Source organism: Thalassobius sp. MITS945101 (assembly GCF_047123305.1).
In the GTDB taxonomy this organism is placed as follows: domain Bacteria; phylum Pseudomonadota; class Alphaproteobacteria; order Rhodobacterales; family Rhodobacteraceae; genus Thalassobius.
The window spans coordinates 2,662,533-2,677,502 of the sequence record NZ_CP138918.1; the positions used below are offsets into that span (position 1 = coordinate 2,662,533).

Below are 14,970 nucleotides of genomic sequence, written 5' to 3' on the forward strand. Positions count from 1 at the left end.
TTTGGCGGATCACTCCGCCGGCTGGAACCCTTCGATCAGCTGGCGCAGACCAAGCGCTGCGCCGGCAAAGATCGCCGCAAAGGTCACAGGGGCCGACCAGGCAAGGGTAGAAAAGGCGCTCATCCCCTGACCCACGGTGCAGCCGAGCGCCACAACAGCGCCGACCCCCATCAAACCTGCGCCGATGATCTGACGGCGCAATTCGCGTGGGTCTTCGCAGGCTTCCCAGCGGAAATGGCCTTTGAGCAATGAGCCGATAAAGGCGCCGAAGGCCACACCGGTGATGGAACCAACGGCAAAGCTTGGCTCGCGCACGGAGGCGGTCATGATGTAAAGCAGGCTTTCGCCCACCGGCGCCGAGAAACTGTGGGACACCACGTTCATTTCTTCGAAGCCAGCGGTGGCCGCATAATAGCTACCCGCCCAGCCCGAGGTAATGGCCAGCCCCACGGCGGTGCCCCAGAACAGCGCCGAGCGCTCTGCCAGAAAACTGCGGGAGGCAAGGGTGGTAAGGATCACGATCAGACCAATGGCGATCCCGATCGTGGCAGGTGCGATGCCGGACCATTCGGCCACAACATGTGCAAGCCCCGGCGGGGTGTCAGAGGTGACATCGACCTGTGGAAAGGCCCAGTTACGCAACGCGGCCAGCGGGCCAAACAACGTGGCATAGGCGCTGACACCCATCACCAGCACGATGACAAAGGCACGGAAATCGCCGCCGCCCAGACGCGCAATTGCGCCGTAGCCGCAGTTGCCCGCCAGCGCCATGCCATAGCCGAAAACAAGCCCGCCCAGTATTGAGGCCAGCGGCATCCAGCGAATGGTCAGGTAAAGTGAACGGGAGGGATCAAACATATCCGCCGCCATCAGGGTGAAACTGCCGGTGATCGCCACCCCAATGGCCAGAAGCCACATCCGCAAGCGGATGTCAGAACCGCCGTAAAGCAGGTCTTCGATGGCCCCAAGAGTGCAGAAACGGCCCAGCCGTGCGGCTAAACCCAAGACAAGTCCACCCAAAGCGCCTAACAGCGCTGCAGTCCAAAACTCGCCGATCAGATCGATCAGGTTCAACATGGAGCGCGCGCCTCCCACCGCGGGCCCTGTCATATGCGGGTGGGTTTACGCCTCCGACCCTTCCGCACAGAACAGTTCATAGACCAGCTCCAGCATGCGCTTGGGGCGGTCATCGGCCAAACGGTAATAGATCGCCTTGCCTTCGCGGCGGGGGATCACAAGTCCTTCGAGGCGCAGGCGGGAAAGTTGCTGCGACACCGCGGCCTGACGGGCCGAGAGCAGATCTTCGAGTTCCGTGACGGATTTTTCGCCCGTGACCAGATGGCACAGGATCATCAGCCGGCCTTCGTGGCTGACAGCTTTCAGGAAGTTGGACGCTTTGGTGGCATTGTCCACCATCCGGTCCATTTCCGCATCCGAGATTTTGTCATCAAACACAGGCAGTCCCATGTGACCCTCACTCTTGTCCTACTCTCACCCTTCGCGCTGCATAGCGCTTGCGGGCTCTACGGTAAAGTCGCAGCCGCCTTTCTGCGGCCTTCTGCCCGAAATACGGGCGTTTATGTGCCACTTTCGGCGGTTTCACCGGTGGCGAAACTCGTTTTGGCCTTCAACATCATGTCCAGCAGTCCCCAGAAAAAATCTTCGCCAGGGTAGCCTTCGACGCGGCCGATTTCCTGCCCGTTCTGCACCAGAACAAAGGTGGGCGTGTAGACCGCCTTGCTCTGGAAGGTGATGCCCGCGGGCAGGGGATCGTCGATATCGATCATCTGCAGCGGGGCAAATTTGCCCTCAGCCGTTTTGGGATAGATCGGGCCGATTTCTTCTTTCCATTGCAGGCAATAGTGGCAGCCCGGGCTTTCGAACATGAACAGCTGGGCCGTTCCTTCCGGCACGCCTGCGGCCGCAGCAAAGGTGCTGGGCAAAGCCAGTGCAACTATGGCAAGTGTTCTGCGCAGGGTGCGTATCATTGACGGTCCTCTTTCATACAACGTAATGTGAATATGTGCATTCATCAAGGGCGGGGGCCGGGGATTCTTCCGGAAAACATATGCTGGACATTTCATTCGCGGCGGCGGCATTTGCGGGGTTGCTGAGTTTTTTCACCCCCTGTGTGCTGCCGATGGTGCCGTTTTACCTGTGTTACATGGCGGGTCTGTCCATGGCGGAATTGCAGGGTGATGGCAAGATCACCATCGGCGCGCAACGGCGGCTGGTGCTGTCGGCGATCTGTTTCGCCCTGGGTGTCAGCACGATCTTTGTGCTGCTCGGAATGGGGGCAACCGCGCTGGGGCAGGCCTTCGCCCAGTGGAAAGACAGCCTGCGTTGGGTTGCGGCTGGGGTGCTGCTGATCTTTGGCCTGCATTTCCTTGGGGTGATCCGGGTTGGCCTTCTGTACCGCGAAGCCAAGGTCGAAACCTCTGTTGCCCCAACCAGCATGGTGGGGGCCTATGTGATGGGACTGGCCTTTGGCTTTGGGTGGACGCCCTGTGTTGGACCTGCGCTGGCGTCGATCCTGATGATTGCCAGTGGCATGGGCGATATCTGGCGTGGCGGACTGTTGCTGCTGGTCTACGGCCTCGCGATGACCGCCCCTTTCGTTGTGGCCGCCCTGTTTGCCAAGCCGTTTCTGGCCTGGGTTGGGCGGCATCGATCCAAACTACAATATGCCGACAAGGCGATGGGCGTGATGTTGATCGTGTTTGCGGTGCTGATTGCCACCAACAGCGTGCGCCTGATTGCGGATGTGATGATCCGCTGGCTGCCCGGTTTTGCAAGCCTCGGATAAGGAGAGATCAATATGAAACGAATCCTGTTTGCTCTGGCCCTTTTGCTGACCACACCGCTGAGCGCGCCCGCGCCCGCCGCAGAGGTGGGCGACGACGGCCTGCACAAGGCCGAATGGATGCGCGACACCTTCAAGGATCTGGCGGAAGATCTGGAGGAAGCCAGCGCCGAAGGCAAACGTCTGTTGCTGATCATCGAACAGCGCGGCTGCATTTACTGCACCAAGATGCATGCGGAAGTTTTCCCCGATCCCGACATCCACGCGGCCCTGATGGACGACTATTTTCTGATCCAAATCAATATGTTTGGCGACATTGAGGTAACAGATTTCGACGGTGAGAAGTTGAGTGAAAAAGAGATGGTGCGCAAATGGGGACTGATGTTCACACCAACCCTAGTTTTCTTGCCGGAAGCGGTGCCCGAGGGACAGACTGCTGCGCAGGCGGCCGTTGCAACCGTTCCGGGCGCATTTGGGCGTGGCACAACATTTGCTATGTTGCGTTGGGTAAAAGAAAAGGGATATCAAGGGGATGAACCATTTCAGAAGTATCTGGCGCGAATGCTGGCTGCGAAATAATGAAACCTAAAGAGTTCGCTGCAAGCACATATCGCTAAATTCACTTTAATGAATTTGTTGTTGCGTCGACGAGATCCGTCGACTAGCGTGTGCGAGCGAGCTTAGCCACTGAACGGGTAGCCATGGGAGGAAACATGAGGCTTACTTCATTGACACTGGCGGCATTGCTGACAGCTGGGACGGCTTACGCCAACCCGGTTGCACCTGCCGATGTTGTTTTCACCGAGGACGGGGCCATCGAAGCCTCCCTGACCGGCGTTGCGGGAGATCCCGAAATGGGCGCCAAGATCATGGCCTCCAAAAAGATGGGCAACTGCATTGCCTGTCATGCTGTGACCGCTCTGAACGACTCGCCCTTCCACGGCGAAGTTGGTCCTGAGTTGGACGGCGTGGGGGAGCGTTGGAACGCTGCCGAACTGCGCGGCATTCTGGCCAATGCAAAGGGTGTCTATGACGGCACCGTGATGCCCTCTTACTACAAGGTCACCGGCTTTATTCGTCCGGGTGACGCTTATACCGGCAAGGCGCCAACCGCGCCGCTGGATCCGCTGCTGTCTGCGCAGCAAATCGAGGATGTTGTCGCATTCCTTGGCACTCTGACCGAGTGACCGGACTGCGCGAATTATCAAGGAGATCATAATGGAATTCTCACGACGCGACACGCTGGCGTTGGGCCTGGGCGCAGCAGCTCTGACCGTGCTGCCGTTTCAGGTCAACGCTGCGGCGGATGACTTTATCAGCAACTTCACCGGCGGCGCCGATGTGATCGAGGGTGGCGAAGGCCTGACCCTGACCGCGCCGGAAATCGCCGAAAACGGCAACACTGTTCCGGTTGCCGTCGAGGCTGCAGGGGCCACCGCGATCATGGTTCTGGCCATGGGCAACCCGGTGCCTGGCGTTGCGACCTTCAACTTCGGTGAACTGGCCGGCAGCCAGTCTGCTTCGACCCGGATCCGTCTGGCCGGCACCCAGGACGTTGTGGCTGTGGCCAAAATGGCTGACGGCAGCTTCGTCAAAGTCGGTCGCACCGTGAAAGTCACCATCGGCGGCTGCGGCGGCTAATCAGGATCCAAGGAGAAGAAACATGGCAAAAGGTGTAAAGCCCCGCGTCAAAGCCCCCAAAAAGGCGGCTGCTGGCGAAACCGTTACCCTGAAAACCCTGATCAGCCACAAGATGGAATCGGGTCAGCGTAAGAACAAGGATGGCAGCGTCATCCCGCGTTCGATCATCAACCGTTTCACCTGTGCGTTTAACGGCAAAACCGTGATCGACGTGAAGATGGAGCCGGCCATTTCGACCAACCCCTACTTCGAGTTTGAAGCGGTTGTGCCCGAAGCTGGCGAATTCCAGTTCACCTGGTACGACGATGACGGTTCCGTTTACGAGACCGCCAAAAAGGTCGCCATCGCCTAACAATCATTAGCGCCCTGTTCCCAACGTGGGACAGGGCTGCTTCAGGGAGGAAGCTAGATGAATTTCAAGCCAACAACTGCACTTGCGGCTCTGGCCCTGGCGCTGCCGACCATGGGCTTTGCCGAAGCCGATGACGACACGCTGATCATCAACGACGAGTTGGAAATGGTCACCAAAACCGCCGCCCCCGCCCATATGGCGGATGATCTTGATGAGATCATGTCGGGATGGCATTTCCGTTCGGACGAAACCCAGTCGCTGCAGATGGACGACTTCGACAACCCGGGTCTCCTGGGTGTTGAACTGGCCATGGATGACTGGGCCGCCGTGGATGGCAGCGAAGGCAAGTCCTGCGGGTCCTGTCACGGCGACGCCGAAGAAAGCATGGCCGGTGTCCGTGCGGTCTATCCCAAGTGGAACGAGGCCGCAGGCGAAGTGCGCACGCTGGAAATGCAGGTCAACGACTGCCGCGTTAACCAGATGGGTGCCGAAAAGCTGGGTTACACCAGTGGCGCAATGACCAATATGGTTGCGCTGATTTCGCTGCAGTCGCGCGGGATGCCAGTGGACGTGGCCATTGACGGTCCGGCGCAGGCCACATGGGAAGCGGGCAAAGAGCTCTACTACACCCGGACTGGCCAGTTGGAACTGTCCTGTGCCAACTGTCATGAGCAGAACTACGGCAACATGATCCGTGCCGACCACCTCAGCCAGGGTCAGATCAACGGGTTCCCCGTTTACCGCCTGAAAAACGCCAAGCTGAATTCGGTTCACGCACGTTTCAAAGGCTGTGTGCGCGACACCCGCGCCGAGACCTACAAGCCCGGCTCTGACGCCTTTGTAGCGCTGGAGCTTTATGTTGCGAGCCGTGGCAACGGCCTGTCGGTTGAGGCCCCTTCGGTCCGCAACTAAACACATATAACCGGGGCGGCACAGGTGGCCCCGGTCCTCCTCCTTCTCTCTTAAATTGATCGCCGCCCGCGGGCTAACATCGGCAGTTCGCGCTGTGGGGTGATCCATCACATCGTTTCGGAGCAACACGGATATGATCTCGCGTCGTGATTTCCTGCAGGTCTCTATGGCCGCCACCGCCATGCTGGGCGGGTCCGCCTATGGCAACTGGGGCCGTCTGGCCGCGCAGCAGAAGCTGACCCAGGACCAGCTGCTGGAATTTGACACCTTTGGGAATGTCTCGCTGATCCACATCACCGACATTCACGCTCAGCTGAAACCGATCTATTTCCGTGAGCCTTCGGTGAACCTTGGGGTTGGCCCCGCGAAAGGCCATGTGCCCCATGTGACCGGCGCTGATTTTCGCAAGATGTACGGGATTGAGGACGGCTCGGCCTCGGCCTATGCGCTGACCTATGATGATTTCACCTCGCTGGCACAGGGCTACGGCAAGGTTGGCGGCATGGACCGTGTTGCCACGGTGATCAATGCAATCAGGGCTGACCGTCCCGACGCGCTGCTGCTGGATGGCGGCGACACCTGGCATGGCTCCTACACCTGTCACCACACCCAGGGTCAGGATGTGGTCAACGTGATGAACGCGCTGAAGCCGGATGCGATGACGTTCCACTGGGAATTCACGCTGGGTTCGGAACGGGTGCAGGAAATTGTCGATGGCCTGCCGTTTGCGGCCCTTGGTGCCAACATTTTTGACGCAGAATGGGACGAGCCGTCGGAGAACTTTGAGGCTTATAAGATGTTCGAGCGTGGCGGGGTGAAAATCGCCGTGATTGGACAGGCCTTCCCCTATATGCCCATTGCCAACCCGCGTTGGATGTTCCCCGAATACTCCTTCGGGATCCGTGATGAACGGATGCAGGAAGTGGTGGAAGAAGCCCGTGCCGAAGGCGCAGAACTGGTGGTTCTGCTCAGCCACAACGGGTTCGACGTGGACAAAAAAATGGCCAGCCGTGTGAAGGGCATCGATGTGATCCTGTCGGGCCACACCCATGATGCTGTGCCGGAACCGGTGCTGGTGGGCGAAACGATTATCGTGGCCTCTGGCTCCAACGGTAAATTCATCAGCCGGGTCGATCTGGACGTGCGTGGCGGCCGCATGATGGGGTTCCGCCACAAGCTGATCCCGATCCTGTCCGATGTGATTGAGCCGAACAAAGAAGTTGCCACCGTGATCGACGCGCAGCGCGCCCCGTTCAAGGACCAACTGGAAGAGGTTATCGGCCGCACCGATGAAGACAGCCTGCTGTACCGTCGCGGCAACTTCAACGGCACCTGGGACGATCTGATCTGTGACGCGCTACTGTCTGAACGTGAAGCTGATATTGCCCTGTCGCCCGGTGTGCGCTGGGGCCCGTCGATCTTGCCCGGTCAGGACATCACCCGCGAAGACATCTGGAACGTCACCTCAATGAGCTATGGCGAAGCCTACCGGACCGAAATGACCGGTGAGTTCATCAAGGTGGTGCTGGAAGATGTGGCGGACAACATCTTCAACGTGGATCCCTACTATCAGCAGGGCGGTGACATGGTGCGTGTGGGTGGCCTTGGCTACAAGATCGACATTAACCAACCGCAGGGCAGCCGGATCAGCGATATGACCTTGCTGAAAACCGGTGAACTGCTGGATCCGGCCAAGAACTATGTGGTGGCAGGCTGGGCCTCGGTGAACGAGGGCACGGAAGGGCCGCAGATCATGGATGTTGTGGAAAATCACATCAAGAAGCTGGGCACCGTCAACGTGACCCCGCGCGACAACGTGACAGTTGTGGGCGCCTGACGCCGCATCCTTTCCGCAGGGGTGATTTCTGAGGGAAGGTTTCAATATCAATAGGTTGCAGGTCGGATGCTTCGGCTTGTCCTGCAACCTGCCTCTCGAATTAGTGGCGCAGAACAAGTGGTTTTCGGGTTCACTTTGCCCAACTAATTCATTAAAATGAATTTGATTATAGGTGCAGGAGGCAGAATCAAAATGTCGAATGAAGTGAAGGGCTCCCAGCCTTCGCGGCGGGCCTTCCTGAAAGGGGCCGCAGCCGTGGGCGGCAGCTTGGCCGGAGGTGGCGCTGCAATGGCCGCGACGCCGGATCCGCTGATTGTAGAGAAACAACCCTGGGCGCAGGGCACCGGCGACGGGGTGGATGCGACGCCCTATGGCCTGCCGATCCAATACGAAAGCGACGTGGTGCGTCGTAATGTGGAGTGGCTGACGGCCGATACGATCAGCTCGATCAACTTCACCCCGATCCATGCGCTGGACGGCACCATCACCCCGCAGGGCTGCGCGTTTGAACGCCACCACTCGGGCGCGATTGACATGCGCAAAGACGATTTCCGTCTGATGATCAACGGTTTGGTCGATACGCCGCTTGTCTTTACCTATGAAGATCTGGAACGCTTTCCGCGGGAAAACCGCACCTTCTTTCTGGAATGTGCGGCCAACACGGGCATGGAATGGGCCGGCGCCCAGCTGAACGGTGCGCAGTTCACTCACGGTATGATCCACAATATGGAATACACCGGCGTTTCGCTGCGCACGCTGCTGAATGAGGCAGGGGTAAAGCCAGAAGGCAAATGGGTCTATGTTGAGGGCGCGGATGCCTCCTCCAACGGGCGTTCGATCCCGCTGGAAAAGGCGCTGGACGACTGCATGATCGCTTTCAAGGCCAATGGCGAAGCGCTGCGTAAAGAACATGGCTATCCCGCCCGCCTGATTGTGCCGGGTTGGGAAGGTAACCTCTGGGTTAAGTGGATGCGCCGCATTGAGGTGACAGACCAACCCATTGAAAGCCGGGAAGAAACCTCAAAATACACCGACACGCTGGAAGATGGCACCAGCCGCAAATGGACCTGGGTGATGGATGCTAAATCCGTTGTCACCTCGCCTTCACCGCAGGCGCCGATCAAACATGGCAAGGGGCCGATGGTTATCACCGGTTTGGCCTGGTCCGGCCGCGGGGCGATCACCCGTGTGGATGTGTCCAAAGATGGCGGCAAGACCTGGGAAACCGCGCGTCTGGCCAATCCAGGTCAGCCGATGGCGCTGACCCGTTTCTATCTGGACACCACATGGGACGGCGAAGAGATGCTGCTGCAAAGCCGCGCAATGGACGAAAGCGGCTATGTTCAGCCGACCAAAGCGATGCTGCGCGAGACGCGGGGCGAAAACTCGATCTATCACAACAACTGCATTCAGACCTGGTGGGTCAAATCCGACGGGGAGGCCGAAAATGTCGAAGTCTCGTAATCTGCTGCTGACGGCTACACTGGCCTGCGTTGCGGCAGGGCCTGTTCTGGCGGGCACCTACGGTCTGGGCCGCGAAGCCCTGCCGGAAGAGATTGCCGCCTGGGATCTGGACATTGCCCCCGATGGCACCGGACTGCCTGCGGGCAGCGGTTCGGTGCTGGACGGCGAAGAAACCTTTGCTGAGTTCTGCGCCTCTTGCCACGGTGATTTTGCCGAAGGCGTCGATAACTGGCCCAAACTGGCCGGCGGAGAAGACACGCTGGCAGACAAGGACCCGCTGAAGACCGTGGGGTCTTACTGGCCCTACCTGTCGACCACATTTGACTATGTCCGCCGCTCCATGCCCTTTGGCAATGCGCAAAGCCTGACAGATGACCAAGTCTATGAAATCACGGCCTATATCCTCTACTCCAACGATCTGGTGGATGAGGATTTTGTGCTCAGCAATGAAAACTTCCTAGAGGTGAAAATGCCCAATGCGGGCGGGTTCATCGTCGATGACCGTGACACGGCGGAGGCCCATTTCTGGGCGGAACCCTGCATGGAAAACTGCAAGGACAGTGTTGAGATCACCATGCGGGCGCTGGTGCTGGATGTGACCCCTCAGGATGAGGTGGTTGAAGCCTCGGCCGAGGCCGCGCCCCAACCCGCAGATGCAACAGCACCCGCCCCAGAACCGGTGGTGGAAGAGGTGGCGCTGGATCCCGCTCTGCTGAAGAAAGGCGAAAAGGTCTTCAAAAAGTGTAAGGCCTGCCATCAGGTCGGCGGTAAGGCCAAGAACAAAACCGGCCCCATTCTGAACGGCATTGTTGGCGCGCCCATAGGTGCTGTGGAGGGGTTCAAATACTCCAAAGCGATGAAGGCGCTGGGGGAAGAAGGCGCAGTCTGGGACGACGAAAACCTGACGGCCTTCTTGACCAAGCCGAAGAAATTCCTGAAAAAAACCAAAATGAGTTTTGCCGGACTGAAGAAGGAGGCCGATATTGAAGCGGTCACCGAGTATCTAAAGTCCCACGGGAATTAACAGATGCGTTTTCTTGCGATCATATCAATGTGGGCGGCCCTGACAGGGGCCGCCCTTTCTGATGAAGGGGCGGAGGCCATTGGCGACACGGATCGCGGTGCCAAGGTTTTCAAGAAATGTATGGCCTGCCACCAGGTTGGAGAGGGCGCGAAACATCGGGTGGGTCCGCATCTCAACGGCATCTTCTTCCGTCCCGCGGCCAGTTTTGACGACTACAAATATTCCAAAGGGTTACGTCGCGCGGCGGAGGGTGGTCTGGTCTGGGATCTGGCCCAGATGGAGGCCTTTCTGGAGCGCCCCAAAAAAGTGGTGCCCGGAACCAAGATGAGCTTTGCTGGCTTGAAGAAGGCCAATGACCGCGCCGATGTTCTGGCCTATTTGCGCCAGTTCTCGGACAGCCCGTCCGACATTCCCGAAGCTGCACCAACCGCCCGGAAGGTGGAGATTGACCTGCCACCTGAGGTGCTTGCCATTGACGGGGATCCTGACTATGGCGAGTATCTCTCCAGCGAGTGCACAACCTGTCACCAGCCAGATGGCAGTCACGACGGCATTCCGGCCATCGTCCAATGGCCGGCGGAGGATTTTGTGATCGCAATGCATGCCTACAAGCAAAAGGCCCGTTCGCATCCGGTGATGCAGATGATGGCGGGACGTTTGTCAGATGAAGAGATTGCAGCGCTCGCGGCGTATTTCGAAACACTTGAATAATTTGAACCATCACCAACTTGGAGGATGAAGTATGAAACTGAACAGACGGGTCTTTCTAGGCACCGGTGCGGCGGCTGCGGCCAGCCTTTCGGCACCGATGGTACAGGCTGCAGGCAAACCGCGTGTGGTTGTGATCGGCGGCGGGGCAGGCGGGGCCACCGCGGCGCGCTACATCGCCAAAGGTTCCAAAGGGGCAATTGACGTCACTTTGGTTGAACCCAGCCGCAGTTACTACACCTGCTTCTTCTCCAACCTCTATATCGGTGGCTTCCGCAGCCTGTCGTCTATTGCACACAGTTACGGTACGCTGGCGTCTGAATATGGCATCAACGTTGTGCATGACTGGGCTGTCGGGATTGACCGCGATGCGCGTACCGTGACTCTGGCCGGCGGCGCTGCGCTGCCTTACGACCGGCTGGTGCTGTCGCCCGGAATCGATTTTGTGGATGGGGCGGTGCAGGGCTGGGATGTCTCCAAACAAAACAAGATGCCGCACGCCTATAAGGCCGGATCGCAGACTGAATTGCTGAAGGCACAGATCGAAGCGATGCCAGAAGGCGGCACCTTTGCTATGGTCGCCCCACCAAACCCCTATCGCTGCCCTCCGGGACCTTATGAGCGTGTCTCGATGGTGGCGCATCTGCTGAAACAGAAGAATCCAACGGCCAAAATCATTGTGGCTGACCCCAAGCCCAAGTTCTCGAAAATGGGTCTGTTTCAGGAAGGCTGGGCGGATCACTATGCCGGAATGATCGACTGGATCGGCGCGGACTTTGGCGGTGGCAACGTTGAGGTCAACGCGGACGAGATGACCGTCACCATCGACGGTGAGGTCACCAAGGTGGACGCCTGCAACGTGATCCCTGCGATGAAAGCCGGCCGGATCTGCGAAATGGCAGGCATCACCGAGGGCAACTGGGCACCTGTCACCGGCCACACCATGCAGAGCAGCCTGGATGAAAACATCCACGTGCTGGGCGATGCGACCAATCAGGGCGACATGCCGAAGTCGGGTTTCTCAGCCAATTCGCAGGCCAAGGTGGCTGCGATGGCCATCCGCGGCGCGCTGACCGGTTCCAAGGTCTTCCCGGCGAAGTTCTCCAACACCTGCTGGTCACTGATTACGTCCGATGACGGCGTCAAGGTCGGGGCCACCTATGAGGCCACGGATGAAAAGATTGCCAAAGTGGACGGCTTTATTTCGCAGACCGGGGAAGATGCCGATCTGCGCAAAGCCACCTATGAGGAATCGATCGGCTGGTATGCCGGCATCACCGCCGACATGTTTGGCTAAACGGCTTCAGCTTAAGCAGAGAAACGGGGCGGATTTCCGCCCCGTTTTGCGTTTTCGCGCGGCCGTGTCACAGTGGGGGGAATTGGACCGGCTGAGATTTCTACAGGAGGCGTAGATGATTACACGACGTGGGCTGTTACAGGGAACGTGGGCTGCTTTGGCGCTGGGGCCTGGTGTGCTGGGACCCGGTGCGCTGCGTGCCGCAGGTGCAGCGGAGGGGCTGGAGGTGGGCGATGATGGTCTGCACAAACAGCCGTGGTTCATGGACAGTTTTCTGGAGATGGGGGACGATCTGCAAACCGCAGCGGATGAGGGGCGCAGCCTGATGGTGATCTGGGAACAGCAGGGCTGCCCGTATTGCCGTGAATTGCATGCGGTGAATTTTGCTCGTTCCGAGATCAGCGACTACATCCAGCAACATTTCGATGTGGTGCAGCTGGATATGTTCGGATCACGCGAAGTTCTGGACTTTGACGGCGAAGCGTTGGAGGAACGTGCGCTGGCGGAGAAGTGGTTTGTGAATTTCACCCCCACCACGCAGTTGTTCCATCTGGAAAACACCGGCGCAGGCAGTCTGCGCGCGGCGGAGACCTTTCGGATGCCGGGTTATCTGAAGCCGTTCCACTACCTCAGCTCTCTGGAATTCGTCGTGGGGCAACATTACCAAAACCAACGGTTCCAGCGTTACCTACAGGACAAATTCGCCGAGTTGCGGGCCAAGGGGATAGACCCCGACGTCTGGTGAGCAATGCGGTGATCCAGCCTCAGGCCCAGGATTTGCGATGCGCATTTGGGCTGGAGCCGTATTTTTCGCGGAAAACCCGCGCCATATGGCTGGAAGAACGGAACCCTGTGGCGGCAGCGATCTCGGTCACCGTCAGGTCGGTCTCGTTCAGCATCCCATAGGCCCGCGACAGGCGCAGGTCGTTGTAATAGGAAATCGGGCTCTGGTTCAGGTAGCGTTTGAACAGCCGCTCCACCTGCCGCCGCGACACGCCCAGACGGTCGGCGATGTCATCCATCGACAGGGGGTCTTCGATCTCTTCTTCCATGATGCGGATGGCTGCCAGCAGGTTGCGGTTGCGGCAGCCGATCGCCACCGAGTTGGCCGAGCGCTGCGGCGCGTGATGGGCGCCGGACCGCATGTGGATGCACATGTCCGCCACCATAATGGCCAGTTCTGATCCGTGCCGCTGTTCAATCAGGGTCAACATCATGTCCAGCGCCGAATTGCCGCCGCCGCAGGTCATCACCCGGCCATCGACCTCAAACAGGTTGGGTGAGGGCTGCAGATCGGGAAACTCTTCCAGAAACCCGGGCTGGTTTTCCCAATGCATGGTGAAACGACGGTTGGTCAGAATGCCCGCCCGCGCCAGCGCAAAAGCGCCCGAACAGATGCTACCCAGACGGCGGCCAAACCGGTCTTCCTTGCGCAACCAGTTCAGAGCGGCAGGGGTGACGGTGTCCTGTGGCTCCACACCGGAACAGACAAACCCGTAGGAGTTTGACGGCAGCGGTTCCAGCGCCATATCGGGGGTTACGGTCATGCCATTTGAACAGGTGACCGGCAGACCGGTGTCGCTCATCGTATACCAGCGGTAGAGCTGGCGTTTGGTCAGCTGGTTGGCAATCCGCAAGGGCTCAATCGCGGAGGCCACGGCCAGCATGGTGGCCTTGGGCAAGAGGAGGAAGTAGAAATCTTCGGGTGGCCCGTCGAAATCCATTGGAAAATTGGCAGAGGCGGCACGCTGGATAAAGCGATCTTGCTGCATTTGGTCCTCCCTCCGAATGCCTGGACCGGTGTCGCAAATTGTCCGGTCCTGGGTGTTTTGCGGCAAATCCTGTGGGGCAACCGGAGGGTGCCCTAAAGGAAACGCCAGAATTGCGACGCAAATTATGCGACAGCGACAGGCGGTCTTATACGTCATGCGGCACATATGCGTAAATTCACGACAAATTGTAGTGGGGGTGAAATTCATTTCGCGTCTGCTTGCGACAAAGGGGTCGCATTCACGTCAGGCGCCCCTATTTGTCGTGTCTGGCACAGAACTTGAACTTCTCTACCGGATGGGGAACCGTACGCTCTGGTTAGGCGGTGGTAACCCCAAGACCCATTAATTAGGAGGGGTCCCCTTGCAGGTGCTGGGGGGCGAGACTAAGACTCAATTAGCACCTTGGTGATAAGCGTGCTTCTGACAGCAACAGGCAGGCGACAATGAACGATCCGATTGATACATACATGAATACCCTGGTGCCGATGGTGGTGGAACAGACCAGCCGCGGTGAACGGGCCTACGATATTTTCTCGCGCCTGCTGAAAGAGCGCATCATCTTCCTCAATGGTCCGGTGCATGATGGCATGTCGTCGCTGATCGTTGCCCAGCTTCTGCACCTTGAGGCGGAAAACCCGTCAAAAGAAATCTCGATGTACATCAACTCGCCCGGCGGCGTTGTGACCTCGGGCCTGTCGATCTACGACACCATGCAGTACATCAAACCGAAGGTGTCAACGCTGGTGATTGGTCAGGCGGCCTCGATGGGGTCGCTCTTGCTGACCGCAGGTGAGGCGGGCATGCGCTTCAGCTTGCCGAACTCGCGGGTGATGGTGCACCAGCCTTCGGGTGGCTATCAGGGGCAGGCGACGGACATCATGATCCACGCTCAGGAAACCCAGAAGCTGAAGACTCGTCTAAACGAGATTTACGTCAAACACACCGGTCGCACCTACGAAGAGGTTGAGGCAGGTCTGGAGCGCGACAACTTCATGTCGCCGGAAGAGGCCAAGGACTGGGGCCTGATCGACGAGATTGTCACCAACCGCGCCAAAACCGGCGACGAGGGCGACAGCTGATAACCGAGCACACGGGCGTTAACGCGCCCGTGTGACGTTTTTGCATTGTGGCTGCCTGAGGGCTGTCCTAAGCTATCTCTC

Annotated in this window: 17 protein-coding genes; 13 read left to right on the plus strand and 4 right to left on the minus strand. The window is 58.7% G+C overall.

Translation table 11 applies throughout. The annotated features are described in order from the left end of the window. Positions 1 to 9: 9 nt before the first annotated feature. The 3 genes from SIC14_RS13230 to SIC14_RS13240 form a co-directional block, all read right to left on the minus strand. Complete coding sequence (locus SIC14_RS13230; protein WP_412565867.1) at positions 10 to 1,068, minus strand: YeeE/YedE family protein; 1,059 nt, start codon at positions 1,066 to 1,068, stop codon at positions 10 to 12. Between the two features lie 54 nt (positions 1,069 to 1,122). Continuing rightward, entirely contained in the window at positions 1,123 to 1,467 is a 345-nt protein-coding gene (locus SIC14_RS13235; RefSeq protein ID WP_412562396.1) for an ArsR/SmtB family transcription factor, read from the minus strand. Between the two features lie 110 nt (positions 1,468 to 1,577). Beyond that, positions 1,578 to 1,988, minus strand: a complete 411-nt coding sequence (locus SIC14_RS13240) for a thioredoxin family protein (protein ID WP_412562397.1) — start codon at positions 1,986 to 1,988, stop codon at positions 1,578 to 1,580. 80 nt (positions 1,989 to 2,068) lie between these two features. Between SIC14_RS13240 and SIC14_RS13245 the strand changes: the two genes are divergently transcribed. From SIC14_RS13245 to SIC14_RS13300, 12 genes are all read left to right on the plus strand, one after another. Next, positions 2,069 to 2,806 (plus strand): cytochrome c biogenesis CcdA family protein, encoded by a 738-nt coding sequence (locus SIC14_RS13245; protein ID WP_412562398.1) that lies wholly within the window; start codon positions 2,069 to 2,071, stop codon positions 2,804 to 2,806. 12 nt (positions 2,807 to 2,818) lie between these two features. Then, positions 2,819 to 3,382 (plus strand): thioredoxin family protein, encoded by a 564-nt coding sequence (locus SIC14_RS13250; RefSeq protein ID WP_412562399.1) that lies wholly within the window; start codon positions 2,819 to 2,821, stop codon positions 3,380 to 3,382. Positions 3,383 to 3,516: 134 nt separating this feature from the next. Continuing rightward, a complete protein-coding gene (gene soxX, locus SIC14_RS13255; RefSeq protein ID WP_412562400.1) occupies positions 3,517 to 3,990 on the plus strand; it encodes a sulfur oxidation c-type cytochrome SoxX in 474 nt (157 codons plus the stop codon). A gap of 31 nt (positions 3,991 to 4,021) precedes the next feature. Then, positions 4,022 to 4,444 carry a thiosulfate oxidation carrier protein SoxY gene (gene soxY, locus SIC14_RS13260; RefSeq protein WP_412562401.1) on the plus strand — a complete coding sequence of 141 codons (423 nt, stop codon included), beginning with the start codon at positions 4,022 to 4,024 and terminating at the stop codon, positions 4,442 to 4,444. Between the two features lie 22 nt (positions 4,445 to 4,466). Continuing rightward, positions 4,467 to 4,796 carry a thiosulfate oxidation carrier complex protein SoxZ gene (soxZ, locus tag SIC14_RS13265; RefSeq protein WP_412562402.1) on the plus strand — a complete coding sequence of 110 codons (330 nt, stop codon included), beginning with the start codon at positions 4,467 to 4,469 and terminating at the stop codon, positions 4,794 to 4,796. Between the two features lie 57 nt (positions 4,797 to 4,853). Then, positions 4,854 to 5,708: a sulfur oxidation c-type cytochrome SoxA gene (soxA, locus tag SIC14_RS13270; RefSeq protein ID WP_412562403.1), complete on the plus strand. Its 855-nt coding sequence runs from the start codon at positions 4,854 to 4,856 to the stop codon at positions 5,706 to 5,708. Between the two features lie 133 nt (positions 5,709 to 5,841). Next, entirely contained in the window at positions 5,842 to 7,545 is a 1,704-nt protein-coding gene (soxB, locus tag SIC14_RS13275) for a thiosulfohydrolase SoxB (RefSeq protein ID WP_412562404.1), read from the plus strand. Positions 7,546 to 7,737: 192 nt separating this feature from the next. After that, complete coding sequence (gene soxC / locus SIC14_RS13280) at positions 7,738 to 9,009, plus strand: sulfite dehydrogenase (protein WP_412562405.1); 1,272 nt, start codon at positions 7,738 to 7,740, stop codon at positions 9,007 to 9,009. Beyond that, the gene (locus tag SIC14_RS13285) at positions 8,993 to 10,033 is read left to right on the plus strand and encodes a c-type cytochrome (RefSeq protein ID WP_412562406.1); all 1,041 of its coding nucleotides are present in this window, start codon (positions 8,993 to 8,995) and stop codon (positions 10,031 to 10,033) included. The genes soxC and SIC14_RS13285 overlap by 17 nt, the downstream gene beginning before the upstream one ends. Positions 10,034 to 10,036: 3 nt before the next feature. Next, on the plus strand, positions 10,037 to 10,744 hold the full coding sequence (locus tag SIC14_RS13290) for a c-type cytochrome (RefSeq protein WP_412562407.1): 708 nt from the start codon (positions 10,037 to 10,039) through the stop codon (positions 10,742 to 10,744). A 31-nt stretch (positions 10,745 to 10,775) separates the two neighbouring features. Continuing rightward, positions 10,776 to 12,038, plus strand: coding sequence for an FCSD flavin-binding domain-containing protein (locus SIC14_RS13295; RefSeq protein WP_412562408.1), 1,263 nt, complete (start codon positions 10,776 to 10,778; stop codon positions 12,036 to 12,038). Positions 12,039 to 12,153: 115 nt separating this feature from the next. After that, positions 12,154 to 12,783: a thioredoxin family protein gene (locus SIC14_RS13300; protein WP_412562409.1), complete on the plus strand. Its 630-nt coding sequence runs from the start codon at positions 12,154 to 12,156 to the stop codon at positions 12,781 to 12,783. Between the two features lie 19 nt (positions 12,784 to 12,802). On the opposite strand, the gene SIC14_RS13305 is transcribed toward SIC14_RS13300, so the two are convergent. Then, the gene (locus tag SIC14_RS13305) at positions 12,803 to 13,810 is read right to left on the minus strand and encodes a GlxA family transcriptional regulator (RefSeq protein ID WP_412562410.1); all 1,008 of its coding nucleotides are present in this window, start codon (positions 13,808 to 13,810) and stop codon (positions 12,803 to 12,805) included. A gap of 443 nt (positions 13,811 to 14,253) precedes the next feature. Here SIC14_RS13305 and SIC14_RS13310 point away from each other — a divergent pair, with 443 nt between their 5' ends. Continuing rightward, positions 14,254 to 14,889 carry an ATP-dependent Clp protease proteolytic subunit gene (locus tag SIC14_RS13310; protein ID WP_412562411.1) on the plus strand — a complete coding sequence of 212 codons (636 nt, stop codon included), beginning with the start codon at positions 14,254 to 14,256 and terminating at the stop codon, positions 14,887 to 14,889. Positions 14,890 to 14,970: the final 81 nt, after the last annotated feature.

Bases quoted from the DNA above. Each gene is read 5' to 3' on its own strand.
- soxC (WP_412562405.1), top strand. From the start codon at position 7,738: ATGTCGAATGAAGTGAAGGGCTCCCAGCCTTCGCGGCGGGCCTTCCTG.
- soxA (WP_412562403.1), top strand. From the start codon at position 4,854: ATGAATTTCAAGCCAACAACTGCACTTGCGGCTCTGGCCCTGGCGCTG.
- soxB (WP_412562404.1), top strand. From the start codon at position 5,842: ATGATCTCGCGTCGTGATTTCCTGCAGGTCTCTATGGCCGCCACCGCC.
- SIC14_RS13240 (WP_412562397.1), bottom strand. From the start codon at position 1,988: ATGATACGCACCCTGCGCAGAACACTTGCCATAGTTGCACTGGCTTTG.
- SIC14_RS13250 (WP_412562399.1), top strand. From the start codon at position 2,819: ATGAAACGAATCCTGTTTGCTCTGGCCCTTTTGCTGACCACACCGCTG.
- soxX (WP_412562400.1), top strand. From the start codon at position 3,517: ATGAGGCTTACTTCATTGACACTGGCGGCATTGCTGACAGCTGGGACG.
- SIC14_RS13285 (WP_412562406.1), top strand. From the start codon at position 8,993: ATGTCGAAGTCTCGTAATCTGCTGCTGACGGCTACACTGGCCTGCGTT.
- SIC14_RS13245 (WP_412562398.1), top strand. From the start codon at position 2,069: ATGCTGGACATTTCATTCGCGGCGGCGGCATTTGCGGGGTTGCTGAGT.
- SIC14_RS13295 (WP_412562408.1), top strand. From the start codon at position 10,776: ATGAAACTGAACAGACGGGTCTTTCTAGGCACCGGTGCGGCGGCTGCG.
- soxY (WP_412562401.1), top strand. From the start codon at position 4,022: ATGGAATTCTCACGACGCGACACGCTGGCGTTGGGCCTGGGCGCAGCA.
- SIC14_RS13235 (WP_412562396.1), bottom strand. From the start codon at position 1,467: ATGGGACTGCCTGTGTTTGATGACAAAATCTCGGATGCGGAAATGGAC.
- SIC14_RS13305 (WP_412562410.1), bottom strand. From the start codon at position 13,810: ATGCAGCAAGATCGCTTTATCCAGCGTGCCGCCTCTGCCAATTTTCCA.
- SIC14_RS13310 (WP_412562411.1), top strand. From the start codon at position 14,254: ATGAACGATCCGATTGATACATACATGAATACCCTGGTGCCGATGGTG.
- SIC14_RS13290 (WP_412562407.1), top strand. From the start codon at position 10,037: ATGCGTTTTCTTGCGATCATATCAATGTGGGCGGCCCTGACAGGGGCC.
- SIC14_RS13300 (WP_412562409.1), top strand. From the start codon at position 12,154: ATGATTACACGACGTGGGCTGTTACAGGGAACGTGGGCTGCTTTGGCG.
- soxZ (WP_412562402.1), top strand. From the start codon at position 4,467: ATGGCAAAAGGTGTAAAGCCCCGCGTCAAAGCCCCCAAAAAGGCGGCT.